The following is a 24681-nucleotide window of genomic DNA, read 5'->3' on the forward strand; positions in this document are numbered from 1 at the left end:
CCACGCTATCCTGGATCAGCTCGCGCCGAGCCGCTGGCGCCGTTCGGCTCCCGTTAACTGCGCGGTTATCGACCCGAAGTGTGACAGCTGTGCGAAGTCACATCGTCCGCCGCGCTCAAGAAACTTTGAGGTGGCATCGCGGACACAAGCAACGCGCCGGCTGCACAAATTTTGGCACGACACGATGCAGGTCGCGAACGACAATCATGTAACCAATTTATTTCTGTCATGAACGCTCGCTAAGAGTCCTCCGGGGCAGGACCGATCGTCGCAAGCCATCGAAATATCAGCCAGCAAGTAGCGAAGGGCCTTCATGCAACGCGTAGGCACAGTGGGCCGCTGCCCGACGATCCGTGGCGGCCTGACAGCCATTTTCGTCTTGACGTCGCTGGGGTTGCTGGCGTCCTGCAATTCCGCGACGGTCGGCGAGAGCGTGGATGCGTCGCAGCTCGACGTCACCGACAAGGTGCGCTCGCTGGATCTGCTGCCGCGCCAGCCGCAACCGGTGAGCGCACTCGCGGCGACACCCGGCAACCAGGGCGGGAACGTCCGCGCGTCGATGTATGAAGGCAGCGACGTGACGGCCGTCGCCGACGCGCGGCCGCAGCCGACGGCGAATGGCAATGGTTTCGACCTGAATTTCGAGAGCACGCCGGTGGCGACCGTCGCCAAGGTCGTGCTGGGCGATATCCTGCATGTCGGCTACACCATCGACCCACGGGTGCAGGGCACGGTGAGCCTGGTGTCGGTCCGCCCGGTGCCGAAATCCGACATGGTGTTCGTGCTTGAAAACGCGCTGCGCCTGAGCGGCGTCGTGCTGCTCAAGGATACCGCGGGCTATCGCCTGACGCCGCTTGGCGACGCCGTCGGCGGCGGCCGCATCGATGCCGCGGCAGCCAATCCCGAGCCCGGTTTCGGCATCTCGGTGGTTCCCCTGCAATATGTGTCGGCCCAGACCCTGCTGAAGCTGACCGACAGTTTTGCCACCAGGGCGGGCGCAATCCGCGCCGACACCACGCGGAATCTTCTGCTGATCCAGGGCACCGGGGCCGAGCGCCGCACCGCTGTCGACACCGTGCTCAGCTTCGACGTCGACTGGATGCGCGGCCAATCGGTCGGGATCTTCCCGATCTCGAGCGGCTCGCCCGCGCCCGTGATTGCCGAGCTGGAGAAGATCGTCGATTCCGGCGAGAACGGCCTCAGCCAGAACGTGATCAAATTCATGCCGATCGCACGCCTCAATGCGGTGCTGGTCGTGACCAAGAAGCCGGACATGCTGCACACGGCCGCGACCTGGATCAAGCGGCTCGACCGCAACGACACCGCGCGAACCACGGTCCATGTCTACCGCGTCAAGTATGGCGATGCGCGCCAGATCGCGCGGGTTCTGACCGACATGTTCCTCGGCGGCTCCTCAGGCAATCTGCTCGACAGTGCCGACAGCCAGCTCGCGCCGGGCTCCGGCACCTCGTCGACGTCAAGCGTCGCCGATCGTCTATCACTCAACAACAACAACGGCTCGAATTCGAGCATGGGCGGCTTCGCATCCCGCGGCACGTCGGGGACAGGTGCGACGGGTCAGGGCCTGGGTCAGGGATTTGGCGCCGGTGGGCAAGCCAACAATCCCAATGCGGGCCAGGGTAACAATGCCGCGCTGGATGCCGGACGCGGCGCCAGCGGCGGCAACGGCCAGCCCGTGCTGCAGGACGTCCGCATCACGCCCGATGTCGTGAACAACAATCTCCTGATCTATGCCGACCAGGCCAACTACCGCATCATCGAGTCGACGCTGCTGCAGATCGACGAGCCGCAGCTCCAGGTCGCCATCGACGCGACGATCGCGGAGGTCACGCTCAACAACACCCTGTCCTACGGCGTGCAGACCTATCTCACCAGCCAAAACCTCGGCCTGAAGCCGAACACCGGCTCGATCCTTGGCACCCAGGCCACCAGCGCGCCCGCGACCACCACCGACGCAACCACCGGCGCGGTCTCGGTGGCGGGCTCGCTCACCAATGCTTTCATCAACCAGAGCTTTCCGGGCTTCAACTTCCTGATCGGCTCCGCGACGCAGCCGAGCCTGATCCTGGATGCGCTGCATGCCGTCACCAGCGTCAAGGTGCTGTCCAATCCCTCGCTGGTCGTGATCAACAACCAGGTCGCGACGCTGCAGGTCGGCGACGTCGTCCCGGTCTCGACCGGAAGCGCGACGGTGCTGACCACGAGCAACACGGTGGTCAACACCATCGACTATCGCAACACCGGCATCATCCTGAAGGTCTCGCCACGCGTTAGCGTGAACGGCACCGTGCGGCTCGATGTCGAGCAGGAGATCAGCAACGTTCCCCAAAGCAGCTCGGTAAACCTGACGCCCACGGTGTCGGAGCGGCGGGTCAAGAGCCAGATCGCGGTCGCCAATGGCCAGACCGTGCTGCTGGCGGGCCTGATCAGCGAGCAGCAGAGCGGCAACCGAAATGCGCTTCCCGTGCTCGACCAGATTCCCGGCCTTGGCGACGCCTTCGGGCATCAGAGCAACGGCACCCAGCGCACCGAGCTGATCATCTTCATCCGCCCGCAGATCATCCGCAACGGTACCGACGCCCAGGTCGTCGCCGAGGAGCTTCGATCGAAACTGCGCGGCAGCATCGCCACGACATCGACCAATGCGCCGATCACCACCAGCTTCCACTGAGCCGGGCAACAGGATGCTCCGCATGCGCGCGCTGCGAACCGGCCTCTGCGCTACGCTTGCGGTCGCGCTTTGGGCGATGACCGCATCCGTCGCGAGCGCCGACAGCGTGGCGCGCGGAACGGCCGCCTTCCATCGCGGCGACTATGTCAGGGCGTCTCGGGAGCTCGCGCCGGCCGCCGAGCGCGGCAATGCCCGCGCCCTCGGCCTGCTCGGTTTCATGTATGAGCACGGTTTTGGCGTGCCGCAGGCCTATGACGCCGCCGCCGATCTCTACTATCGCGGCGCCGTGCAGGGCGACCCGTTCGCGCAAGCCATGCTTGGCCTGATGTACGACAAGGGCCACGGCGTTCCGAACGATTACGTGCTGGCCTACAAATGGCTCAATCTGGCGGCCGCCCGCGCCAGCGGGCGGCAGCGCGAAGCCTATCTCCGGTTCCGCGATGCGGTCGCATCAAAACTCTCGCGCAACGAGATCATCGCCGGCCAGCGCTTTGCATTGGGATGGATCCCTGGCCCGCCGGCGCCGGACGTGCACCTGACGGTCAAGTAGTTTTCCGCGCGGGCGCCAAGCTGGGAGACAGGTGTCTCCTTCGCAGCGGCCGGCGGCGCAGCCGGCGCCAGCCGATCACGATGCCGCTGATCGAGACGATCGTGCCGGCCGCTGACAGCAGCCACACCACGACATCGCGCGCCGGCCAGAAGCGCAGTAGCACTGGGAAATCCAGGCTGTGCAGCGCGTTGAACAGCCAGCGATAGGAGCGGCGGCTGTCGTCGCTGCGGTCGAGAATTTCACCAGTGATCGGAGAGATGTGCAGCCAGGTTTGCGCGGGATCATCAAAGCCGATCCGCAGCACGGGAAGCTCGCGCGCGTTGTGCAGCGTGTACCAATAGGCGTCGGGTTCATCGAGCTGTTGGGCCGATATCATGGCAGCTCCGGGCACCGCGCGCCGGGCGGCTGCCATGATCTCGTCACGCGAGAGAGACGCGGGCGCGCCGGTGGCGGGATCGGCGAGGCTGCGACGGCCATCGCTGTCATCGAGCATCATCAGTCTCCTTCCGCTAATCCAGACGAAGCGTGCCTCCACGGCTGATATCGATGGCGTCGACTGGAAGCCGGCGACAATCTCGGGCGCGTCATGGCCGCCATAGCCGACCGCGATCTCCCTGCTGACGCCGCGGCCGGAGAACACGCCGCCGGGATTGAGCGACAGCCAGCCGCTGAACATCCAGGTGAAAACGCAGATGCCGCCGATCAGCCCGGCGATATGATGCCAGGCCATCCAGCCGCGGTACGGCGAGATGGCGCCGCTTGCGTAGCGACGCATCAATCGAAGCCGTAGAATGCCGATCCAGAAGCCGGTGACCGCGACCACGAGGCACACGCCCGAGATCCACAGCACCACGTCTCGCCACAACGGGCCGTCCTTGCGCAGCACGGTCGGATAGATCCAGTGCGGGATCGAGCCGAGCCAGTTCCAGACCCGCTCCCGCCGCGTGGTGTCGAGCGCGATCTCGCCGCTGCGCGCGGAGACGTAGAGCTCGGTCCCGGCAGCGTCGCCGAGGCCGACCATATAGAGCGGCCGCAACGGGTCGAAACGCGCAGTGACCGACCATTGATCGCGCGTCACCGTGTCGAGCAACTGCGGACGCACCGCTTTCGGGTGATGACCAGCGATGGCCAGCGCCTGGTCCGGTGCGATCCGTTCGATGACGCTGCCGTCGATCGCCGAAATGGTGACGGCGGCTCCCTTCCAGCCGGCGACGCGATAGACCGGAACATCGGCCATCATCGACAGCCGCAGATCGCGCGGATAATGCTCCATGCCCGCGATCGCCATCGCGCGGTCAGGCGCGATCTGCACCTTGCCCCACGAAATGACTGGGAGCGCGGCCAGGCGCTCGCTGTCGGTGAGGCGCGGAAAGGCCACGTACATCATGACGAGGCCTGAGATGAACCACATCGCGAACAAGAGGCAGGTCGCGATGCCGATCCAGCGATGGACGACATAGAGCCATCGCCGTCCTCGCCGGACCAGAGCGTTGCGCATCGTCAGAACTTCACGTTGACGGAGAGTTCCGCGGTGCGCGGCATGCCCAGCAGCCACTGCCCGGCATAGGGCGACGTCACCGCGTAGACCTTGTCGAACAGATTGTAGACGCGGAACGCGACCGTGGTGCGCTCATCCGGCTTCCACCTGACACCGCCATTGACCACATTGTAGCCCGGCCGCAACTGGGTGTTGGCAAGGTCGGAGTACATCTGGCCGACGATCTGGACGCCGCCATAGACCGACCAGTTGGATGCGAAGTCCCAGGTCAACCAGACGTTCGACACCTGCTGCGGTACGTTGATCGGAACGTTGCCGGCATAGCTGACAAGCTTTCCGCTCACCAGCTGGCTGTTGTTGTCGTACTTCGCCTGCAGCAGCGCGACATTGGCGTCGATACGCCAGCCATAGTCCAACGCCAGTCCGACCGATGCCTCGACGCCGCGCGATGATTGCTGGCCGACCTGCAATGCGAGGCCTGCGGGGTTGTTCGGATCGGCAACGAGCAAATTGTTCTTGACGATCTGATAGCCCGCCAGCGTCCACTCGCCGCGTCCGCCCAGGAACGACTGCTTGACCCCGATCTCGGTCTGCTTGCCGGTGGCGAGCTGGAAGGTCTTTTGCGTGGCCGACAGCGAGATGAGATTGCCAACCGGATCGACGCCGACCGCATACTGACCATAGAACGCGAGGTTCTTGATCGGTTCATAGACCACCCCGGTGCGCCAGCTGGTGCCCGAGAGCGCGACGTCGAAACTGTTCGACGACGTCCGATAGTCGGTGCGGTCGACCTCGGGGCGATCGTACCTGACGCCGGTGACGAGCGACAATTGATCGGTCAGCGACAGACGATCCTCCGCAAACAGCGCGTATTGATTGACGATCGCATTGAAGCCGGGCGATGTCGCAGTGGTCGTCGCGAAGAACGATCCGGGATCGAAGACGTAGGGGTTGACCGACGACGCGCCGCCAAACGGCGAGTTATTGGTGTGGGTGAAGTCGATGTGGTTAACGTCGAATCCCGCAACGAAGCGGTTCTCGAGGCCGAAGATGTGGCCGCTAAAGGTCGCGTCCATCCGGTTGCCGGCCTGCTTCTGGTCGTGGAAGATCTCGATATAGTTGCCGCGATCGATCAAGCTGGTCTTCGGATTCCAGGTGTAGCTCTCGATGTCGCGCCAGTGCCGCTCGCTGGTCAGATAATAGAGCGTGTTGTTGATCTTGATGCCGTCGGCGACGTCCCACTCGGTCTTGAACTGGGTCCAGCTGTCCTGATAGCGGATCGTGCTGTCCAGCGCGTTGTAGTTCTTGAAGCGCAGCGCATCCTGGATCACGCCGTTGATCAGCGGCGTGCCGAAATAGCGCGACGGGCTGCGGTCGCCATAATCTTCCGAGAGAGTGAAGGCGAGATTTTCCGACGCCTGCACCCGCACCGCGGCGGAGACCACCGCGTTCGAGGTCTTGTCGCGATCGACCCAGCCGTCCGACATGTTGCCGGTGGCATTGATGCGGTAGGATACATTGGGATTAATCGGACCGGTGCTGTCGACCGAGAGCCGCCGCGTCATGTTGCTGTCGAGCGAGACCTCGGCTTCGTTGTAGGGCGTGCCCAGCGGCTTTTTCGGAATCACGTTGATGACGCCGCCGATTGCGCCTTCGCCGTACAGCACCGAGGCGGGGCCGCGCAGCACCTCGATACGTTGCGCCGACCAGGTATCGTACGGGAACGTCAGGGTTCCCGAGCCGATGTAGAAGCGCGTGCCGTCATACAGCGTCATCACCGAATTGCTGCCGGCGAAGCCGCGGGTACTGAACGATAGGCCGCCATTGCCGGGAGCCGGCGTTGCGATGAACCCGGCCGCGTCCTGGGTGACGGCATCTGTGACATTATGCTGGCCGCGTTCGGCGATGGTCTGCGACGTGATGATCTCGACGCTTGCCGGCGTCTGCAGCGGCGTTAGATTCAGACGGCTGCCGGTGCTACCCGGCGTGGTGGCGTTGAGCGTGGGCGATGCCGACCCCGAAGCGCCCGACGCTGCGGCGCGCGGCGTGTTGCCGATTGCCGCGGCCGGTGCGGGTCTGGAGCGTGGCCGCGACGACGACGCCGAGTTGCTGCTTCGCGCCGCGGGCTTGGGCGTTTCGGATGCCGAGGGCGAGACCTCGATCGGAGCGAGCCTGGTTGGTGGCGGTGTTTGTGCTCCACCTTCAGCCGGCAGCAGCAGCGATGACAGGGAGCAAACGAGGCCGAGGCGCCAGCGGCGCGCAACGGGAGAAGACGGAGACATGAAAGGACTCGCGGTAACGTGGCACGTCACCGCGAACGCGGACTGGCGCATTGCCCAAAAGGCAGTGCTCCGATCCCACCAGGACGCCCCCGCCCGATGTGCTCGCGTGTGACCACGACTGACGGCAGGTCTCCTGGCTCACGGGTCGTCGCCTGTCGACGCCTTCCCGGACCGAATGGCCCAGTGGCAAATTGACGAAAGGCTCGCCGTTTACAGTTGCGGGGACAGCTGCGGCATTGGGGTTACCCTCGCACCGCATTCCCTTTTGATCCCCGAAGGGAACCGTCGGCGGAAACGATAGGTGGTGCGGGATGGGCTGTCAATTCGGCGCGATTGTCGCGCACGTGCTTTGCGGGACGGTGCTGCGGCGATGACACACGGCCTGTATCGCTGACGCGGAGACCTCCTTAACCCGTCATCCTGAGGAGCCGCGAAGCGGCGTCTCGAAGGATCGACGGCCCGGCTGGTGGCCGTGCACCCTTCGAGACGCGCTACGCGCTCCTCCAGCGACAAAGGCAAAGCCTTTGCGCGGGGGTGACGGAAAACTCAGGTAGCTTCGACGCAGCCTGCCATGATCTCATCGATCTCCGCGCGCGACAGCACGCCGATCTCGGCGATGAACACGATTCGCGTGCGCGGCACGCCAGCCGACGGCACGCCGCCCGCAGCCAAAGTTGCGCGTCCGCCGGCGAGTTGAAACACAGTCAGCCGCCCCGGCTGCTCCACCGTCTCGAACAATCCCTTCGATCGCGCGAGCTTCGGCGCCAGCCTGCCGATCGCCTGCTGCAAGCGCGGCAACCGCACCGGCCGCTCCGACGTCCAGCTCAGCGTTTCGAACCGGTCGGACACCGGCCGTCGCGGCATGGTCTCACGCGGCGCCGGCAAATGATCGAGATCGGCCGGAAACAGTAGTTCGGTGGGCACCTCGCCATGCAGCGCATCGACGACAACCGCCGCCGGCCGCACCGCGCGTACGGCGTCGCGGATCGCGGCGCGCGCGGTGGCATCAGCCAGATCGACCTTGCTCAGCGCCACCACATCGGCCGCCCGCAGCTGCGACCGCAGCAGCGCATCGTCCAGCATCGTCACGGGCTGCGTCGCGTCGACCACGCACAGCACGGTCTCCAGCGGCGCCTCCTTCCAGACCACGGGATCCATCAGGTTGCGCACGATGTCGGAGGGATCGGCGATCCCGCTGGTCTCGATCACGATGAACTCGGGACGCGGATCACGCCGCAGCAAGGTTGCGAGCGTGCGCAGCAGATCGCCCTCCAGCGTGCAACAGATGCAGCCATTGCTCAGGCTGACCACGCCATCGCTGGCGCCCGCGATCAGCTCCGCGTCGATGTTGATCGCGCCGAAGTCGTTCACGACCGCCGCGATGCGCCGCCCTTGCGCATGCGCCAGCAGATGGTTCACGACCGTGGTCTTGCCCGCCCCGAGAAAACCCGCGACCAGCAGGATCGGGACCGGCATATCAGCCTCCGGCGACCGGCCGGCGCACCGGCCGGCCCGGCCGCGCCGCGACATCGAGCACGCCGTCGTTGATCAGCGGCTGACCGCTGACCACGAGGTGCCGCACGCCCTCCGCCGGGCGGTTCATCGCGGAGAAGGTCGCGCGATCGCTCAAGGTCTCGAAGTCGAACACCACGACATCGGCGTCGGCGCCGACCTGCAACCTGCCCTTGGCGCGCATCGCCGGCGTGCTTGCGGACAGGATTTCCGCCGGGATCAGCGCGCATTTGCGGATGCCCTCGAGCAGCGACACTTTCTTGCGCTCGCGCACCCATTCGCGGATGAAACGGGTGAAGCAGCCGGCCGAACGCGGATGCGAGGTGGCATCATCGGGCAGCGGCCAGCCGTCGCCGGTGTAGGGGCGGCCGTCCGACAGCGTCCACGGCATCGCATCGGACGCGATCGCGCCGCCCGGATACAGCACCGCCATGTCGAGCAGGTCGCGATGATGCTGATTGTTCTCGATATCGAGCACATGCCACAGCACCAGCGTGGAGGGTTCTTCGGCCTGCGCCGCCAGCAGCTCCTCGCGGCTGCCGAAGCGGTGACCGTCGGTCACGCGCTGCACCGAATCGTAGCCGAGGCCGTTGCGCTCCTCGAATTTGGGATCGCTGAAGAAGGTCGCCGCCAGCACGGTCGAACCGGTGCCGTAGGGATAGGCCTCCACCGTTATCGGCAGGCCCTGCGCCTGCGCTTTTGCGATCAGCGCTACACAGCGTTCGATATCCGTCTTGCTCGACGAGTTGAAGTGACAGATGTGCATATGCGCGCCGGTGGCGCCGGCATAGCCGATCAGGCGGATATAGGCTTCGGCCGCACTCTCGGGATCGATGCGGGACATGTAGGCGACGTGGGTGAAGGTCGGCACCGCATGCGCCGCCGCCAGTTGGCACACCGCGGTCAATTCCTGCACGCCGGCGCCCGGCGCATAGGCGTTGAGAATGCCAATGCCGATGCCGCCCTCGTTCAGTCCGTTGGCAAGACGCTCGAGGATGCCGCCGACCTCGCCCTCAGTCGCCACGTTCTCGATCCAGCGGCGATCGCGCATCGCTGCGCCGAACGATTCCAGCGAGCTCTCCGAATTCGAGCCGGTCATCGCGCCGATCCGCGCGAAGGCCCAATTGGCGGCCGCGCCGTAGTTCAGCACCCGGCCCTTCTCGGCCTGGCGCTTGTACCAGGACGCAACCGGCAGCACGCCGGCCTCGAGGTCGAGCGACGTCGTCACGCCGTCGAAGGCCTGCATGCGATCGGCCGGAATGGTCTGGCCGTGGGCGTGCAGATCGATGAAGCCGGGCGCCACCACGAGGCCAGTCGCGTCGATCTGCCGCTCGGCGCCGCCGAGGCCGGTGCCGACAGCGGCGATCCGGCCGTCGACAACAGCGACGTCGCCGATCGCGTCCATCCCGCTGGCCGGATCCACCACCCGGCCGCCGCTGATCATCAAACCACCCATCTCGCCACTCCCGCATTGTCCAAAACCGCGGTCCCGGCCGGCCGCCTTCATTAAGGCTTACGACCGGACCCAAGCGGGGCCAAGAGACAAAAATGCATCGCATCTATCGCGACGCCCCGATCGGGATTCTTGCGATATGGTGTAACGCAATCGTCCTTCGCGCGACGCGAGAAGGCCGTATCAACGATGCGAGTGGCGGCGAGGTCCGTTACGTTCCAGTCGCCCGTCGCGGGGCGAGGCCTCTCCAGAGATCGTCGCTGGGCCTGGTCCGACTCGCGACGAGCTTCGGCGGCGTCCGATCCTTGGCGATCGCCGCCTCGAACGCGCGCCGCAGCCGGGGATTTTCGATCTGCATCTGAAAGCTCCGGACAATCGCTACGGCATGGGCATCGTTGCCGGTGATGGCGCGGCACAGCTCCGCGGTCGTCCTGCGGAAGAAGTGGAACGAGCCGTCGGCCGCACCATCCAATCGATCGAGCTCGCCGGCCATGGCGAGCACGTGCATCCGGTCGGCGTCGTCGAGCGTCACCGTGAAGCGCAGCACGGCGAGTTGCCAGGCGCCGAGCAGCTTGCCCTGCGATTCGCTTGCTCCCTCGCTGCGCATCGATCGAACACCCCGCGCGCCCGATCCGGGGCGCGGCGTGACTATCCTTGCGCGGCAATAGGTTTTCGAGGGGAGCGCGCGAGCGATCTCATAGGCGCCGCATAAGCGGCCCGGCAACGCCTAGCAAGATCGCGGGCTCAAATCCCCTCGAACTGCAGCCGCGCCAGCCGTGCATAGAGGCCGTTGGCGGCGACCAGTTCGGCGTGGGTACCCTGCTCGACGATCCTGCCCTGCTCCATGACAAGGATGCGGTCGCAGGATAGCACGGTCGCCAGACGATGCGCGATCACCAGCGTGGTGCGGTGGCGCATCAGTTCCTCGAGCGCGGTCTGCACCAGCGTCTCGCTCTCGGCGTCGAGCGCCGAGGTCGCCTCGTCGAGCAGCAGCAGCGGCGCATCGCGCAGGATGGCGCGCGCGATCGCGATGCGCTGGCGCTGACCGCCGGACAGCGTCACGCCGCGCTCGCCGAGCTGGGCATCGAAGCCGCCGGGCAGCCGGCGCAGGAATTCGGTGGCATGGGCGAGATCGGCGGCACGCTCGACCTCGGCATCGGTGGCATCCGGCCTGCCGAACCGGATGTTCTCGCGGGCCGAGGCGGCGAACACCACGGAATCCTGCGGCACCAGCGCGATCCGCGCGCGAACCTCGGCGGGATCGGCCTGCCGGATCGGCACGCCGTCGAGCGAGATCGTGCCCGATTTCGGGTCGTAGAAGCGCAGCAGCAGGTGGAACAGCGTGCTCTTGCCGGCGCCGGAGGGGCCGACGATCGCGACCTTCTCACCGGAGCCGACCTTCAGCGACACGCCGTCGACCGCAAGCGCGTTGGGCCGGGTCGGATAGGCGAAGCTGACATTGTCGAAGCCGACATCGCCGCGTGCGGGCTGCGGCAGCGCGCGCGGCGCGGCGGGAGCTGCGATCTCCGGCTTGACGCGCAGAATCTCGAACAGCCGCTCGGCGGCGCCCGATGCGGCCGAGACTTCGCCCCAGACCTCGCTGAGCTGGCCGAGGCCGCTGGCAGCGAACGCCGTGTAGAGAATGAACTGGCCAAGCCGGCCGGGACTGATGGTTCCGACCAGCACGTCGTGCGAGCCGACCCACAGGATCACGACGACGCTGGCGAACACGATGAAGATCACGATCAGCGTCAGCATCGCGCGCGCCTTGGTCGAGCTGCGCGCGGCGTCATAGGCCTGCTCGACCTCGCGGCTGAAGCGCGTCCTGGCCAGTCGCTCGCCGGTATAGGCCTGCACGGTACGGATCGCGTTGACCAGTTCGCTCGCATAGGCGCTGGCATCGGCCAGCGTGTCCTGGGCGTTGCGCGACAGCCGCCGCACCCAGCGGCCGAACGCGACCAGCGGAATCACGATCAGCGGGATCGCAGCCAGCACGAAGCCGGACAGCCGCGGGCTCGTGATCACCATCATGGCGGCAGCACCGAAGAACAGCATCAGATTGCGCAGCGCAATCGACACCGAGGCGCCGACTGCGGACTTGATCTGCGTGGTGTCGGCGGTGAGCCGCGACACCAGTTCGCCGCTCCGTGCGGAATCGAAGAATGACGGCGACAACGAAATCAGATGCGCAAACACGTCGCGCCGGAGATCGGCGACGATCCGCTCGCCGATCGTCATCACGAGGTAGTAGCGCGAGGCGCTGGCACAGGCGAGCACGGCGACGACGGCGATCATCACGCTGAAATAGCTGTTGATCATCGCGATGCCTTCGGGCGTGAAGCCCATGTCGATCATCCGCCGCACCGCGACCGGCACGACCAGCGTGGTGATCGCCGCGATGGTCAGCGAGATCAGCGCGAGGATCGCGCGTCCCCTGTAGCGCGCCACGTAGGGCGCGAGCGCAAGCAGCGGCCGCAGGCGGGCACGGCTCTTCGCCGGCTCCGTGATCTGGCTCTCGATGAAGGCTTCCTCGTCGAGCAACGCATCGCGCGGAGGCTGCGGCCTGCCGGGAGGGGTCTCAAGCTGTTCGGCTACGCTCATTATGTTTCTAGACCGGTTCTATCGCCTCCACATAGGCCCGCCGACCCCCGGCTGGCAAATCCGGTAAAGTCCCAATCCGGTGATGGGCTTAAGCCCCTTTCTTGGCTTGTTTTGGGGGGCTCCATGCGTTATAGAGCCGCCCAAATCCCGTACCCCAGACATCTTGAGACGGGCGCCGGCGCGCCGAAGGAACTGCCATGAAAGCCGATATTCATCCGAATTATCATACGATTAAGGTCGTCATGACCGACGGCACCGAGTACCTGACCCGCTCGACCTGGGGCAAGGAAGGCGACACGCTGAACCTCGACATCGACCCCAAGTCGCACCCGGCCTGGACCGGCGGCACCCAGCAGCTGATGGACCGTGGCGGCCGTGTGTCGCGCTTCCAGAAGAAGTTTTCGGGCTTCCTCAAGAAGGACTAAAGTCCGCTTCGGGATCGCTATCGACGCCCAATGCAAAACGCCTCCGATTCGGGGGCGTTTTTGTTTGGGGGGTCGGGTCGGATCGAATGTCAAACAGCATGTTCAGTGTCATCACCCGCGCATGCGGGTGATCCAGTATTCCAGAGGCGCCAGTGCTTGAGCCGAGAGGCCGCGGCGTACTGGATCGTCCGGTCAAGCCGGGCGATGACAGTGTGGGTGGGGACGCAGCTCCGCATTCTCGCGACATGATTTGTCCGAGCTTTGCTTCTCGTTCCGCCCTCTCCTTGAACAGAGGGCGCAGGGAAAGCCGGGTGCCGATCGCACCCATGGGCCCCGAGCAAAGGTAGAAAGCTCGGGGGTAGGACCACAGGTGTAACCGGAAACAACCCGGCTTTCCCTGCGCGATGGGTTACGGCTTACTTCGTGCTCTCCCCGGCGAGACTTGGCTTGTTTGTCACCGCCTTCGCAAGAACGCTTGCGCGTTCTGCGAGGGGACACCGGCCACTAGGGCGTCAGGACCACACGACTTCACCGTCCGCCTTGCGTGTTCTCGTCAGTGCCACGCTCGGCGTCCACCGCATCTCACCGCAACACCCGTGACGATGCGCAGCGCCCCTCGATCGGGTGAGACGGGCGAACCATACACCGAGTTGCATTTCTGATAAAGCGAAATATTTTTGCGAAGGGAGCTTGACGCGTTTTGCTGAGTTGCCCGTCGGGCTGTTTTGTCGCACCCGCCGCATCAGGCTTGCCGTTGCGAGCAGATCGCATGACGCATGCGAGACCGACACCAGCGCGCGCTCAAAATGTTCCGGCGAGCGCAGTGCATGCGAGAGGTGCGCGGGTCGAGATCCTCGATAGGAGAAACCTGAAACTCAGCTCCGGGCGGTGGAGGTCGATGCGCCAAACCTGCCAGGCGAGCTATTTCCGGAAGCTACGATCGCCCGAACGACAAGTGCGATGCGTTCGCCGTGCGCGCTGGGCCTTATTCGGCCTGAACGTTCGAGTGCAGCGAGCCCATGAAGGGCTGCCCAAAACGTCTCGGTGACGCCAGCTACATCGACGCAAAACGGCGCCACAACTGCCGCAAGGGCTTCGAAACCGGCCCTTAGTTCCGGTCTGGTTCCAGCTTCGGCGAACCGCAAATCCGTCGGAAGGATGAACATCGCCTCGTAGAGTGCAGGATGACGTAGCGCAAAGGCGAGATAGGCGATCGCGACATCCTTGAGCGCATTTCGTCCTCTGGTCGATCCGCTTGCCGCTTCCCGAAGCGCGACTGTGAGCTCCTTAAAACCCTCGACTGCAACTGCCGCAACAATCGCATCCCTGTTCTCGAAATGTGAATAGAGGACTGGCTGGCTATATTCGATCTCTTCGGCCAGGCGGCGGACTGTGACGGCATCCCATCCTTCGCGCTCTGCGATCACGCGCGCTGCAGCGACAATGCGATGCTCGCGCTCAGCCCGACCCCTCCCTTTCCGCTCGGCAATACCCAATCCTCAATCTCCCAGATCCGGAAGGCCCACATATTCGTGATCACACCGATGCTTGATAATCTAGCAATGCTAGATTATCAAGCTAGCAACGCTAGGTTACCTTCTTTGGCTAGAATAGGACAATGTGATGCATTGGCTTGCGCTCGGAATGGCATCGCTCGTGGCTGTCGCGATTATCGTGATCGGCACCCTATATGTCGTGAACCCAACGACCGCGACGCGCAGTTTCGGCCTGCCGCTTCCTGAAAACGGCACCAACATCGTTTGGTGGCTTCGCCTCAAGGGGGTGCGCGACATTGCATCGGGATTGGCCGTACTGGCGTTCATGGCGTGGGGCGCCCCGCGCGGGGTCGGCATCATCCTGCTTGTTGAAGCAATCATCCCCGTGGGCGACATGCTGCTCATTCTCGCGGCGAAAGGCTCCACCAAAAGCGCCTTCGGCATGCACGGCCTCACGGCGGTGTTTATGGTCCTGGCAGCCATCCCCATGGTGATTGGTGCGGCCTGAGATGGTGCATGCTCTTCCAATCTGGCTCCTCGTCGCCGGATTCTTTGGCGCAGGCCTCTTCAACGCGATCGGCACGCCCGGGACGCAAAGTGATTTCGCGCGGTGGGGCTACCCGCGCTGGTGGAGCCTTTTTACTGGTGGACTGGAGATCATGAGCGCCGTTCTGATTGCGCTTCCCGCCAGTCGCAGTATTGGCCTGGCGCTTGGGGCGGTAATCATCGCTGCTGCAGTTATGACCGTTCTACGCCACCGCGATCTTTCGCACCTTGCGCCACTTGGTGTCTTTGTCGCCTTGATTGCTCTTGCCGCGACCTTGTCTTGAGGGCTGACCTAGCGGTCCTGGAACGCGAGCCGTGCGCCGAGCCCGACCAGGATGCTGCCGCCGATCCGCTGCATGATCCGCTGCGACCTCTGCGAGCGCTGCAGCTTCGACATCACGGCGCTGGCGAAAAACACGCAGACGATGTCGACCGCCGAGAACGTCAGATTGACGATGGTGCCGAGCAGAAACAGCTGAGCCCAGACCGGCAGGCTTGCGGACGCATCGACGAACTGCGGCAGGAATGCCAGGAAGAAGATCGCGGTCTTCGGATTCAAAACCTCGACGATGATGCTTTGCGCGAAGGCGCGCTCGGCGGAGAGCGGCGCAAGCTCGGGACGCTTGGTATTGTCGCGATCGCGGAACAGCGACAGGCCGAGCCAGACCAGATAGACCGCTCCGGCCAGCTTCATCGCCACGAACAGCGGCGGCACCGCGTGAAACAGCAGTGCTAGGCCGGCCGCCGCGGCGACGACATGGACATAGCCGCCGAGATGCAGGCCGAGCGAGGCCAGCAGCCCGACGCGCCGGCCGCCCGCCAAGGTGCGGGCCGCGGCGTACAGCATGGCCGGCCCCGGGATCAGGGCGAAGGTCGCAGTCGTGATCGCAAACGCGAGGTACAATTCCATCGCGAGCTTTCGTTTCAGTTCGCCGGGATCATCGCCGCGACCTCGCGGTCAGCAGGATTGTCGCTGGCATCAAGACCCGCGATGACACCGGCGCGATCCTCGAGCTTGCGGTTCTGACTCATCTTCTTCTTGGCGTCGATCCGCGTGATCGGCATCCGGAAGCCGACGATACCGCGCAGCTGCGCCTTGATGAAATCATCAGGCGCATCGCTGACCTGCCAGGCCTCCTTGCGCGTGCTCTCGTGCAACCGGGTCAGCCGCGTGACGACATCGAGCAGGCGGTCCGCATCCTCGAAGAATTCGGCCGCGCCGTAGGCGTGCACGGCGAGGTAATTCCAGGTCGGCACCACCCTGCCGTGCTCGGCCTTGGTCACATACCAGGACGGCGTCACATAGGCGTCGGGCCCGGTGAAGATCGCCATCGCCTCGCCGACCGCAGGCAGCTTCCACTGCGGATTGGGCCGCGCGACATGGCCGTACAGCGTGCCGTAGTCGCCCTCGTCTGCATCGAGGATCAGCGGCAGCGGCGTTCCGATCAGCCCGTCGGCGGTTACGGTGACCAGCGTCGCGAGCTTTGAGGCCCGCATCGCGGCGTGGATCGGGCCGAGCTCATCCATCTTGAAATGCGGCGGCAGGTACATGGCAGACCTCTGGGAGACCTCATCAATTGTTGCTCGCACAATAGCGCCGAAGTGGCCTATGATAAGAGCCACTTTCGATCATACTGAGTGGTCCACTATGCCCCGCCTGCGTACCACGATCAGCATCCCTCCGCTCCGGGCGGTCGACCGCACCGCCGGACAGGTTGGTCGGCAGATCGCGCAGGCTCTGCGCGCCGCCATCGCCAACGGCGAATTGAAGGCCGGTGAATTTCTGCCCTCGACCCGCGCGCTGTCGGCTTCGCTCGGCGTTGCCCGCGGCACGGTCATGGAAGCCTTCGAGCAATTGCAGGCCGAGGGCTATCTGGTGTCGCATGTCGGTGCCGGCACAAGCGTCGCGCCGACGCTTGCCGAACAGGCACGGCCCGTCCGCCCTCCGGTCAACCGCAGTTCGAACAAGACCGCGCCGATCCACTTGCCGCCACGCGCGATCCGGCTTGCCAAGGTTGCGGCTGCCTTCACGCCGATGCCGGAGGCGCCGTTTGCGATCGCAGTCCCGGGCGGCGCCGTCGCCCCCGACCAGAATTGGCGGCGCCTCGGCAACCGCGTCCGCGCATCGCGCGCGGCAGCGCCGGCAAGCTACGGCGATCCGCGCGGGCTGATGGAGTTGCGGCAGGCGATCGCCGACTACGTGCGCAAATCCCGCGCGGTGCATTGCGCGCCCGAGCAGGTCGTGATCACGGCCGGCACGCAACAGGGCCTCTATCTCGCCGGCCGCGTGCTGCTGACGTCGGGTGATCGCGTGTGGGCCGAGGATCCCGCCTATCCCGGCATGACGGCCGTGCTCGACGATCTCGATCTCGTCACCACGCGCGTGGGTGTCGATGCGCAAGGCATCGACGTCGATGCCGCGATCGCCGCGTGTCCGAATGCGCGCGCGGCCTTCGTGACGCCGTCGCATCAATATCCGATCGGCATGCCGATGAGCATGGCCCGCCGCAACGCGCTGGTGGCATGGGCCGCGCGCCGCGAGGCCTGGATCGTCGAGGACGATTATGACAGCGAACTGCGCTATGCGGGTCATCCTTTCCCGTCGATGCAAGGCCTCGCCCCGTCGCGGGTGATCTATCTGGGCACGCTGAGCAAGGTGCTGTTTCCTTCGCTGCGGCTCGGCTACGTGGTGGCGCCCCTGCCGCTGATCGATGCCTTCGCCGGCGCGCGGGCGCTGCTCGACCGGCATTCGCCGACCGCCGACCAGCACGTGCTGGCGGCTTACATGCGCGAGGGGCTGTTCGAAGCGCATATCCGGCGCATCCGCGGCGTCTATGCCGCACGGCGTGCGACACTGATCGCGGCGCTCGAACGTCACATGCCTGATGACGTCACGCTGCAGCCGAGCGACCAGGGCATGCACCTGCTGCTGTGGTTGCCGAAGGGCACCGATGATGTGCAATTGGCGAAGGCTGCCCTCGCCGATGGCATCGTCGTGCGGCCGATCTCGCCGATGTACGCGCTGGCCGCACGGCCCGGCCTGATGCTCGGCTTCGGCGGATTTGCGCCGGAAGAACTGGAGGTGGCCGCGATCCGTCTGCGCGGAATCATGGATCGCGGAAGACGTAGACAACCAGATCAGGTTCGCTTGAAATGAAAGCGTCGAGGTGACTGCCATGATGTTCTGGAGTGCGAGCGTGGCTGGACTGGCGATCGCCTATCTGTTCGGGGCGACGCCATCAGGCTATCTGGCGGGGAAGCTGCTCAAGGGCATCGACATTCGGGAGCATGGCTCGAAATCCACGGGGGCAACGAACGTGTTGCGCACCCTGGGGCCATGGCCTGCGCTGGTGGTTCTGCTGGTCGATGTGCTGAAGGGTGCGGCAGCGATCGTGTTTGCCCGCTGGTTCTATCCCTGGCTCGCGACCGTCACGCCGCCGGCTGCGCTTGACCTTGAGAGCTGGACACCTTGGGCTGTTTGCCTGGCCGGACTTGCCGTATTGCTCGGACACGGCCGTTCGATCTGGTTGAACTTTACGGGCGGCAAATCCGCGGCGACCGGGCTCGGCGTATTGCTGGCGCTGTCCTGGCCAGTTGGTTTCGGAGCCGCGACGGTGTTCCTCGCCGTGCTGGCTGTCTCTCGGATCGTTTCACTCAGCTCGATGCTGGCAGCGTTGACTGCGGTCGCCCTCGTCTGCACGCTGGAGCAGCCGTTGCCCTATCGGTTGCCGGTGATCGCAGGCGCCATCTACGTGATTGCGCGCCACCGGGCCAACATTCAGCGGCTGCTCGCCGGGACCGAGCCACGGTTGGGGCAAGGTGCGCGCCCGAGCTGATTCATGAGGACGCGGCCCGAACCGCGCCGCGCGTCGATTTACTGCTCGAAGGCGGCCTTGAGGCGGTTGAGCTGCGGCACCAGCGGGTTGCCGATCGTCGAACGATCCGGCGCCGGCGCATGGATCGTGGTGTCGAGCCGGCGCACCCGCGTCTGCAGATCCATCGAGCGGGCGATCAGCTGCTGCAATTGCTCCGGCAGTTTCGTCACCATGTCGGCGGGGCCGGGATCGGCGGCCGACAGCTTCACCTTGGTCTTCTCGCGATTGGCCTGGGTCAGCGTCATCTCGCCTTCCTTGACCGCGCGATGCAGCAGCAGCCAGGACGCGAGCTGCATCAGCCGCGTGGTCAGGCGCATGCTTTCGGTGGCATAGGTCAGGCTGACCGAACGTTCGAGCGCCTTGGCTTCGGCACGCCCGTCGCCGTCGAGATAGGCGGCGGTCTGCTCGACCAGGTCCATGCCTTCCCGGAACAGCACGCCAAATGCCGCAGAATTGGTCAGCCGTTCACTGAACAGCACGAGCCCGGCTTCGCTCTGGGAACGATCGGCCATGGTTAACGCCCTCACACCACGTAACGCCCGCTGGCATCTGACGCGCCAGCTTATGATGAACAAATCATTGCGCGGGCGCGGCGAAGAGTCCAGCCGCAACCCGATTTATGGTTTCCGGCGGATCGGACGCACAAAAAAGAGCCGCCGTTTCCGGCGGCTTTTGAAGTTGATAACAGGGAGGCGTCAAACAGAGTGGACAGGAGCCACTCGGTGTCCAAACGAGGACAATGCAGTCATAATCGAGAAAGCTTAACCGACCGTAAATGAGCGGATTTCTTCAGGCTTTGTTTGCCATGTCGGCCATTGACCTAGTTTGGGACAGGTGGCCGCACCATGCCAGCGTGTAGATGGGGTAACGGGCCGGCCGCCCGCTCGCTACGGCGCGATTTGGAAGCGCGCTCGCGAGCGGCCTGTTGGTTGGAAGGCGGTCGTCCCTCAAACTGATGGTGTCAATAAACGGAGTCGGGCAAGCCCGCTCCAAGCATCATTAAGGGACGACCATGTACCACTATGCAGGAATCGACGTGTCTTTGGAATGCTCGAGCGTCTGCCTTGTCGATGGGACAGGTAAGATTTTGCGCGAGGCGAGGGTTGCGAGTGAGCCGGAGGCCTTGATCACCTGGTTGCGGTCGCTGGGGTTGGTGCTGGAACGGATCGGGCTGGAGGCTGGTCCGCTGTCGCAATGGCTCTACGCAGCGATGCGGGATGCGGGCCTGGCAGTCGAACTGTTGGAGACGCGGCACGTCCGCGATGCCTTCAAGGCGATGCCGGTGAAGTCGGACCGCAACGATGCCCGCGGGATCGCGCAACTGATGCGGCTGGGCTGGTTCCGGCCGGTGCACTGCAAGTCGATCGAAGCGCAGGAGACGCGGGCGGTTCTGACGGCACGCAAGCTGCTGCAGTCCAAGCTGCGCGACATCGAGAACAGCCTGCGCGGCGTGCTCCGCGGCTTCGGTCTGAAGGTCGGCACGACCACCGAGCGCACGTTCGCCGAACGCATCCGGGAGCTCGTAGCGGGCCATCCCGGACTTGAGATCGTGGCACAGGCGCTGCTCGAAGCCCACGCCGTGCTGCGGCGCGAGTTCAATGGCCTGGATAAGCACACCCAAAAGCTCGCCAGGTCGCACCCTCAAGCCCGCCTCCTGATGACGACACCGTCCGTCGGCCCGATCGTGGCGCTTACCTACGCCTCGGCGGTCGACGACCCGAAGCGCTTCCGGTCCTCGAAGGCGACGGGAGCGCATTTTGGCCTCACCCCGAAGAAGTACCAATCGGGCGAAACCGACTATACCGGCCGCATCAGCAAGATCGGCGATGCCTCCGTGCGCGAGGCGCTCTATCAGGCGGCTCACGTCATGCTGACCAAGCCGGTCAGGAACTGCTCGGCGCTGAAAGGCTGGGCGATGCGGATCGCCCGGCGCGCAGGCCTGCGCAAGGCCAAGGTGGCGCTCGCACGCAAGCTCGCCGTCGTTCTGCATCGCATGCTCGCCGACGCCAAACCGTTCAACCCGATGGCCAAGGCCTCGGCAACCTAAGCAAGGAGCAGCAATCGGTTCTGGGCGGGCCACGACACCAGGCTCTCCCTGAGCGAGGTCCCTGCGCCGGGACGATGGATCCGGTCAGGCCGCCATCCGGGAAGTGGCTCACAACCACGCTTCCGTAGATTGGCCGGCCGGCTCCTCAATGCACCCCATCAGGCGACGGCCTTCGCGCCGATCCCGTACAGAAGCAAGTGCCCGGCGAGTGGATCACGCAAAAAGGGATTGACTTACAAAGGCCCGTTACAGAAGCCCGGATGGAGCCAACGGGTCGCGCGAACGCGTATTCCGTCATCCTGAGGCGCGAGCGCTTGCGAGCCTCGAAGGATCGACGGCCACCGCTCGGGCCGTGCATGCTTCGAGACGCGCGTTCCGCGCTCCTCAGCATGACGGATTGAGGGCGGCTTCGAATGAAATCTCAGCGCTACGACTTGAAGAACGCGTCAGCGGCATCCTTCGACGCGCGCTTCTTCGTCATCGCCTCTTTCAACCGATCGACCTCGGCAGTGAGCAGCGCGATGCGTTCGGTCAAATCCTCGACCGACAGCAGGTAGAGATCCTGGCCGATCTCGTGGCTGATCTTCTTCCTGGGACGGTCCTCATCCTCAATCGGCATGTGTCCTCCCCGCGATGATGATCTGGCGCCGTGCGTCCAGAAATGGTAGATGTCGAACCGAGGAGAATTTTGCAGTGACTTTCGTGTGCGCGCAACATCTGACGCGAATGCCCCGGCCCGACCGCAAGGAGTCTGACCGGACGGGATAGCGCGCGTCGACGCGCCAGGCATGAGCCGACCCCAAGCCCTTCCGATCATGCGGGAGGGCTTTTTGATTTTTCCGATTTGATCTTTGGGGGTCGGCATCAGCAAACGCGAAAGACCTTAACCCATGACCAAAATTCTCATCACCAGCGCGCTTCCTTACGTGAACGGCGTCAAGCATCTCGGCAATCTGATCGGCTCGCTGCTGCCCGCCGACGTCCATGCCCGCTTCCGGCGGCAGACCGGCTGCGACGTGCTCTTCATCTGCGCCACCGACGAGCACGGCACGCCCGCCGAGCTCGGCGCCATCGAGGCCGGACAGGATGTCCGGGAGTTCTGCGATGCGCAGCACGCCGTCCAGGCCTACATCTACCGGCGCTTTGGTCTGTCCTTCGATCATTTCGGCCGCACCAGCGCGCCGCAAAACCATGCGCTGACCCAGCACTTCTATCGCCGGCTCGACGCAGCCGGGTTGATCGAGGCGCGCACGTCGCGACAGGTGTGGTCGCCGGCCGACCGGCGCTTCCTGCCCGATCGCTACGTGCTCGGCACCTGCCCGCATTGCGGCGATCCTTCGGCACGCGGCGATCAATGCGACCATTGCGGCACGCTGCTTGACCCGCCAGAACTCATTGATCCGCGCTCGGCGCTATCAGGCGACCGCGCGCTTGAGATCCGCGACAGCAATCATCTGTTCCTGCGCCAATCGCAGCTGGTCGAGACAATCGGCGCATGGATCGACAGCCGCACCGGATGGCCGCCCTTCGTGGTCTCGACCGCCAAGAGCTGGCTCAACGCTGATCTGCGCGATCGCTGCATCACGCGCGATCTCGCCTGGGGCATTGCGGTCCCGCGCGAGGGTTTTGACGGCAAGGTGTTCTATATCTGGTTCGATGCGCCGATCGGCTACATCGCGGCGACGCAGGAATGGGCCGCTGCCGCGCCTGATCGCGACTGGCGGCAATGGTGGTGGCAGGCCGACGACGTCAGCTATATCCAGTTTCTCGGCAAGGACAACATCCCGTTCCACACCGTGAGCTTTCCGGCGACATTGATCGGCTCCGCCGAGCCATGGAAGACCGCCGATGTCATCAAGGGATTCCACTGGCTCAATTACGAGGGCGGCAAGTTCTCGACCAGCAGAAAGCGCGGCATCTTCACCGATGCGGCGCTGGACCAATTGCCCGCCGATCTCTGGCGCTGGTGGCTGATCGCCAACGCGCCCGAAAGCGCCGACACCGATTTTGGCGTCGCGAGATTCGTTGCCGACGTGAACAAGGACCTCGCCGACATCTTCGGCAATCTCGCCAACCGCATCATCAGCTTTGCCCATCGCAGCTTCGACGGCCGCATCCCGGAAGGTGGCGCGCCCGGTGAGGCCGAGCGAGAGCTTGCGCACGATCTGGAGCAGCGCATCGCAGCGCTCCACCGCCATCACACCGCACTGGAGTTTCGTGCCGCAGCGGCAACGACGCGCGCGATCTGGGACACCGCGAACGCATACCTGCAACACTCAGCACCATGGACCGCCATCAAGTCCGATTCCGTTCGCGCGGCGGTCATCACCCGCACCGGACTCAATCTTGTCGCGCTCTGCGCCACGCTGGCGTGGAGCATCGTGCCAGGCCTGTCGGAGCGCGTGCTCCGCGCGTTCGGCCACGACGATGCCGTGCCCCCCTGGCCCAATGGCCCACTCATCCCGCTGCTGGATCAAGGCGCCGGCACGCCGATCGCAAGGCTCGGCCCGCTGGTCGAGAAAATCACCCCCGAAAGAGCCAGTCATCTGGCGGCGCGGTTCGGGGCTTAAGGGCGTTTCGCTTCGTAGCAAAAGGCGGTATGCCACAAGCCAATCCTCCTCACTGACCAGGAACGAACCATGCCAAACCTGCCCGCGCAAATGACCGTCGTTGCCATCAGCAAGCCTGGTGGCCCCGAAGTGCTGGTGCCGGAAACTCGCGCGCTGCCGGTGCCGAAGGCCGGCGAGATCCTGGTCAAGGTCGCGGCCGCCGGCGTCAATCGCCCCGACGTCGCGCAGCGCTCCGGCTCCTATCCGCCGCCGCCCGGCGCCAGCGACCTGCCCGGCCTTGAGATCGCAGGCGAAGTGGTGGCGCTCGGTGAAGGCGCGACGCACAAGATCGGCGACAAGGTGATGTCGCTGGTCGCCGGCGGCGGCTATGCGCAATATTGCATCGCGCAGGATGCGCAGGCGATGACCGTGTCGCCGCAGCTCACGATTCAGGAAGCCGGCGCCATTCCGGAAACGCTGATGACGGTCTGGCACAATGTGTTCGAGCGCGGCGCGCTCAAGGCCGGCGAGACGCTGCTGATCCATGGCGGCTCGTCGGGCATCGGCACGATGGCGATCCAGCTCGCCAAGGCGTTCGGCGCCAAGGTGATCGTCACCGTCGGCTCGCAGGACAAGGCCGACGCCTGCCTCAAGCTCGGCGCCGATCACGCGGTCAATTACAAGACGGACGACTTCGTCGAAGCCGTGAAGACAGCCACCGGCGGCGCCGGCGCCAACGTCATCCTCGACATGGTGGGCGGCGACTATATCGACCGCAACTACGACGCCGCCGCGGTTGAGGGCCGCATCGTCCAGATCGCGTTCCTGTCGGGAACACCGAAGGCGTCAGCCAATTTTGCCAAGCTGATGGTCAAGCGGCTCCACCACACCGGCTCGACCCTGCGCCCCCGTAGTAATGCGGACAAGGCGGCGATGGTCGCGGCAATCGAGGCAAAGGTGCTGCCCTTGCTGCGCGAAGGCCGCGTCAAACCGCTGATGGACAGCACATTCTCGCTGGAAAAGGCCGCCGACGCGCACCGGCGCATGGAGACCAGCGAACATATTGGCAAAATTGTGTTGGTCGTTTAACTCTCGCGACGGAAGCGGGGGCGGAAACCCTTTGATTCCCTTCGCTTTCGTGTCATTTATCGCGCC

General features: G+C 64.9%; 21 protein-coding genes and 1 riboswitch. Of the genes, 10 read left to right on the top strand and 11 right to left on the bottom strand.

From position 1 onward, the window contains the following. The first annotated feature begins 313 nt into the window (after window positions 1-313). Together gspD and V5279_RS40555 are read left to right on the top strand one after the other, a co-directional pair. Window positions 314-2692: a type II secretion system secretin GspD gene (gspD, locus tag V5279_RS40550; RefSeq protein ID WP_338692405.1), complete on the top strand. Its 2379-nt coding sequence runs from the start codon at window positions 314-316 to the stop codon at window positions 2690-2692. A 76-nt stretch (window positions 2693-2768) separates the two neighbouring features. After that, a complete protein-coding gene (locus V5279_RS40555) occupies window positions 2769-3242 on the top strand; it encodes a tetratricopeptide repeat protein (protein ID WP_338701663.1) in 474 nt (157 codons plus the stop codon). On the opposite strand, the gene V5279_RS40560 is transcribed toward V5279_RS40555, so the two are convergent. The 6 genes from V5279_RS40560 to V5279_RS40585 all read right to left on the bottom strand — a co-directional run bounded on the left by V5279_RS40560 (window position 3235) and on the right by V5279_RS40585 (window position 12588). Then, complete coding sequence (locus V5279_RS40560; protein WP_338692406.1) at window positions 3235-4740, bottom strand: PepSY domain-containing protein; 1506 nt, start codon at window positions 4738-4740, stop codon at window positions 3235-3237. The two genes, V5279_RS40555 and V5279_RS40560, sit on opposite strands and share 8 nt — an antisense overlap. A gap of 2 nt (window positions 4741-4742) precedes the next feature. Then, the gene (locus V5279_RS40565) at window positions 4743-7022 is read right to left on the bottom strand and encodes a TonB-dependent siderophore receptor (RefSeq protein WP_338692407.1); all 2280 of its coding nucleotides are present in this window, start codon (window positions 7020-7022) and stop codon (window positions 4743-4745) included. Window positions 7023-7128: 106 nt separating this feature from the next. Continuing rightward, window positions 7129-7324, bottom strand: a riboswitch (cobalamin riboswitch). A 244-nt stretch (window positions 7325-7568) separates the two neighbouring features. Continuing rightward, entirely contained in the window at window positions 7569-8498 is a 930-nt protein-coding gene (locus V5279_RS40570; protein ID WP_338692408.1) for a GTP-binding protein, read from the bottom strand. Between the two features lies 1 nt (window position 8499). Further along, a complete protein-coding gene (locus V5279_RS40575; RefSeq protein WP_338692409.1) occupies window positions 8500-9990 on the bottom strand; it encodes an amidohydrolase family protein in 1491 nt (496 codons plus the stop codon). Between the two features lie 208 nt (window positions 9991-10198). Continuing rightward, on the bottom strand, window positions 10199-10594 hold the full coding sequence (locus V5279_RS40580; RefSeq protein ID WP_338692410.1) for a hypothetical protein: 396 nt from the start codon (window positions 10592-10594) through the stop codon (window positions 10199-10201). A 137-nt stretch (window positions 10595-10731) separates the two neighbouring features. Further along, a complete protein-coding gene (locus V5279_RS40585; RefSeq protein WP_338692411.1) occupies window positions 10732-12588 on the bottom strand; it encodes an ABC transporter ATP-binding protein/permease in 1857 nt (618 codons plus the stop codon). A gap of 197 nt (window positions 12589-12785) precedes the next feature. On the opposite strand from V5279_RS40585, the gene rpmE reads away from it, so the two are divergent. Then, window positions 12786-13013, top strand: a complete 228-nt coding sequence (gene rpmE / locus V5279_RS40590) for a 50S ribosomal protein L31 (RefSeq protein ID WP_016845230.1) — start codon at window positions 12786-12788, stop codon at window positions 13011-13013. 875 nt (window positions 13014-13888) lie between these two features. On the opposite strand, the gene V5279_RS40595 is transcribed toward rpmE, so the two are convergent. Then, window positions 13889-14509, bottom strand: coding sequence for a TetR/AcrR family transcriptional regulator (locus tag V5279_RS40595; protein ID WP_166299084.1), 621 nt, complete (start codon window positions 14507-14509; stop codon window positions 13889-13891). Window positions 14510-14636: 127 nt separating this feature from the next. Between V5279_RS40595 and V5279_RS40600 the strand changes: the two genes are divergently transcribed. Both V5279_RS40600 and V5279_RS40605 read left to right on the top strand, forming a co-directional pair. Next, window positions 14637-15017, top strand: a complete 381-nt coding sequence (locus V5279_RS40600) for a DUF4267 domain-containing protein (RefSeq protein WP_166299085.1) — start codon at window positions 14637-14639, stop codon at window positions 15015-15017. 1 nt (window position 15018) lies between these two features. Further along, the gene (locus V5279_RS40605; RefSeq protein WP_166299086.1) at window positions 15019-15339 is read left to right on the top strand and encodes a DoxX family protein; all 321 of its coding nucleotides are present in this window, start codon (window positions 15019-15021) and stop codon (window positions 15337-15339) included. Window positions 15340-15347: 8 nt separating this feature from the next. On the opposite strand, the gene V5279_RS40610 is transcribed toward V5279_RS40605, so the two are convergent. Together V5279_RS40610 and V5279_RS40615 are read right to left on the bottom strand one after the other, a co-directional pair. Next, the gene (locus V5279_RS40610) at window positions 15348-15965 is read right to left on the bottom strand and encodes a LysE family translocator (RefSeq protein ID WP_338692412.1); all 618 of its coding nucleotides are present in this window, start codon (window positions 15963-15965) and stop codon (window positions 15348-15350) included. 14 nt (window positions 15966-15979) lie between these two features. Continuing rightward, window positions 15980-16606, bottom strand: a complete 627-nt coding sequence (locus tag V5279_RS40615) for an FMN-binding negative transcriptional regulator (RefSeq protein WP_338692413.1) — start codon at window positions 16604-16606, stop codon at window positions 15980-15982. Between the two features lie 97 nt (window positions 16607-16703). On the opposite strand from V5279_RS40615, the gene V5279_RS40620 reads away from it, so the two are divergent. Both V5279_RS40620 and plsY read left to right on the top strand, forming a co-directional pair. Next, window positions 16704-18212, top strand: a complete 1509-nt coding sequence (locus V5279_RS40620; protein WP_166299089.1) for a PLP-dependent aminotransferase family protein — start codon at window positions 16704-16706, stop codon at window positions 18210-18212. Window positions 18213-18231: 19 nt separating this feature from the next. Beyond that, window positions 18232-18891, top strand: coding sequence for a glycerol-3-phosphate 1-O-acyltransferase PlsY (gene plsY, locus V5279_RS40625; protein WP_338692414.1), 660 nt, complete (start codon window positions 18232-18234; stop codon window positions 18889-18891). A 38-nt stretch (window positions 18892-18929) separates the two neighbouring features. Here the strand turns inward: plsY and V5279_RS40630 are convergent, their stop codons facing one another. Then, the gene (locus V5279_RS40630) at window positions 18930-19442 is read right to left on the bottom strand and encodes a DUF1465 family protein (protein ID WP_166299091.1); all 513 of its coding nucleotides are present in this window, start codon (window positions 19440-19442) and stop codon (window positions 18930-18932) included. A 500-nt stretch (window positions 19443-19942) separates the two neighbouring features. Between V5279_RS40630 and V5279_RS40635 the strand changes: the two genes are divergently transcribed. Continuing rightward, window positions 19943-20977, top strand: coding sequence for an IS110 family transposase (locus V5279_RS40635; protein WP_166294930.1), 1035 nt, complete (start codon window positions 19943-19945; stop codon window positions 20975-20977). 427 nt (window positions 20978-21404) lie between these two features. Here the strand turns inward: V5279_RS40635 and V5279_RS40640 are convergent, their stop codons facing one another. After that, window positions 21405-21596 carry a DUF1192 domain-containing protein gene (locus tag V5279_RS40640; protein WP_166299092.1) on the bottom strand — a complete coding sequence of 64 codons (192 nt, stop codon included), beginning with the start codon at window positions 21594-21596 and terminating at the stop codon, window positions 21405-21407. Window positions 21597-21867: 271 nt separating this feature from the next. On the opposite strand from V5279_RS40640, the gene metG reads away from it, so the two are divergent. Continuing rightward, window positions 21868-23547, top strand: a complete 1680-nt coding sequence (metG, locus tag V5279_RS40645) for a methionine--tRNA ligase (RefSeq protein ID WP_338692415.1) — start codon at window positions 21868-21870, stop codon at window positions 23545-23547. A 69-nt stretch (window positions 23548-23616) separates the two neighbouring features. Next, entirely contained in the window at window positions 23617-24615 is a 999-nt protein-coding gene (locus tag V5279_RS40650) for an NAD(P)H-quinone oxidoreductase (protein WP_338692416.1), read from the top strand. The last annotated feature ends 66 nt before the right edge of the window (window positions 24616-24681 follow it).

Source organism: Bradyrhizobium sp. 26S5, from assembly GCF_036923295.1.
In the GTDB taxonomy this organism is placed as follows: domain Bacteria; phylum Pseudomonadota; class Alphaproteobacteria; order Rhizobiales; family Xanthobacteraceae; genus Bradyrhizobium; species Bradyrhizobium septentrionale.

What these genes read in the sequence shown, in the direction of transcription:
- gspD (WP_338692405.1), top strand. Translation starts at nt 314, where the DNA reads ATGCAACGCGTAGGCACAGTGGGCCGCTGCCCGACGATCCGTGGCGGC.
- V5279_RS40555 (WP_338701663.1), top strand. Translation starts at nt 2,769, where the DNA reads ATGACCGCATCCGTCGCGAGCGCCGACAGCGTGGCGCGCGGAACGGCC.
- V5279_RS40560 (WP_338692406.1), bottom strand. Translation starts at nt 4,740, where the DNA reads ATGCGCAACGCTCTGGTCCGGCGAGGACGGCGATGGCTCTATGTCGTC.
- V5279_RS40565 (WP_338692407.1), bottom strand. Translation starts at nt 7,022, where the DNA reads ATGTCTCCGTCTTCTCCCGTTGCGCGCCGCTGGCGCCTCGGCCTCGTT.
- V5279_RS40570 (WP_338692408.1), bottom strand. Translation starts at nt 8,498, where the DNA reads ATGCCGGTCCCGATCCTGCTGGTCGCGGGTTTTCTCGGGGCGGGCAAG.
- V5279_RS40575 (WP_338692409.1), bottom strand. Translation starts at nt 9,990, where the DNA reads ATGGGTGGTTTGATGATCAGCGGCGGCCGGGTGGTGGATCCGGCCAGC.
- V5279_RS40580 (WP_338692410.1), bottom strand. Translation starts at nt 10,594, where the DNA reads ATGCGCAGCGAGGGAGCAAGCGAATCGCAGGGCAAGCTGCTCGGCGCC.
- V5279_RS40585 (WP_338692411.1), bottom strand. Translation starts at nt 12,588, where the DNA reads ATGAGCGTAGCCGAACAGCTTGAGACCCCTCCCGGCAGGCCGCAGCCT.
- rpmE (WP_016845230.1), top strand. Translation starts at nt 12,786, where the DNA reads ATGAAAGCCGATATTCATCCGAATTATCATACGATTAAGGTCGTCATG.
- V5279_RS40600 (WP_166299085.1), top strand. Translation starts at nt 14,637, where the DNA reads ATGCATTGGCTTGCGCTCGGAATGGCATCGCTCGTGGCTGTCGCGATT.
- V5279_RS40605 (WP_166299086.1), top strand. Translation starts at nt 15,019, where the DNA reads ATGGTGCATGCTCTTCCAATCTGGCTCCTCGTCGCCGGATTCTTTGGC.
- V5279_RS40610 (WP_338692412.1), bottom strand. Translation starts at nt 15,965, where the DNA reads ATGGAATTGTACCTCGCGTTTGCGATCACGACTGCGACCTTCGCCCTG.
- V5279_RS40615 (WP_338692413.1), bottom strand. Translation starts at nt 16,606, where the DNA reads ATGTACCTGCCGCCGCATTTCAAGATGGATGAGCTCGGCCCGATCCAC.
- V5279_RS40620 (WP_166299089.1), top strand. Translation starts at nt 16,704, where the DNA reads ATGCCCCGCCTGCGTACCACGATCAGCATCCCTCCGCTCCGGGCGGTC.
- plsY (WP_338692414.1), top strand. Translation starts at nt 18,232, where the DNA reads ATGATGTTCTGGAGTGCGAGCGTGGCTGGACTGGCGATCGCCTATCTG.
- V5279_RS40630 (WP_166299091.1), bottom strand. Translation starts at nt 19,442, where the DNA reads ATGGCCGATCGTTCCCAGAGCGAAGCCGGGCTCGTGCTGTTCAGTGAA.
- V5279_RS40635 (WP_166294930.1), top strand. Translation starts at nt 19,943, where the DNA reads ATGTACCACTATGCAGGAATCGACGTGTCTTTGGAATGCTCGAGCGTC.
- V5279_RS40640 (WP_166299092.1), bottom strand. Translation starts at nt 21,596, where the DNA reads ATGCCGATTGAGGATGAGGACCGTCCCAGGAAGAAGATCAGCCACGAG.
- metG (WP_338692415.1), top strand. Translation starts at nt 21,868, where the DNA reads ATGACCAAAATTCTCATCACCAGCGCGCTTCCTTACGTGAACGGCGTC.
- V5279_RS40650 (WP_338692416.1), top strand. Translation starts at nt 23,617, where the DNA reads ATGCCAAACCTGCCCGCGCAAATGACCGTCGTTGCCATCAGCAAGCCT.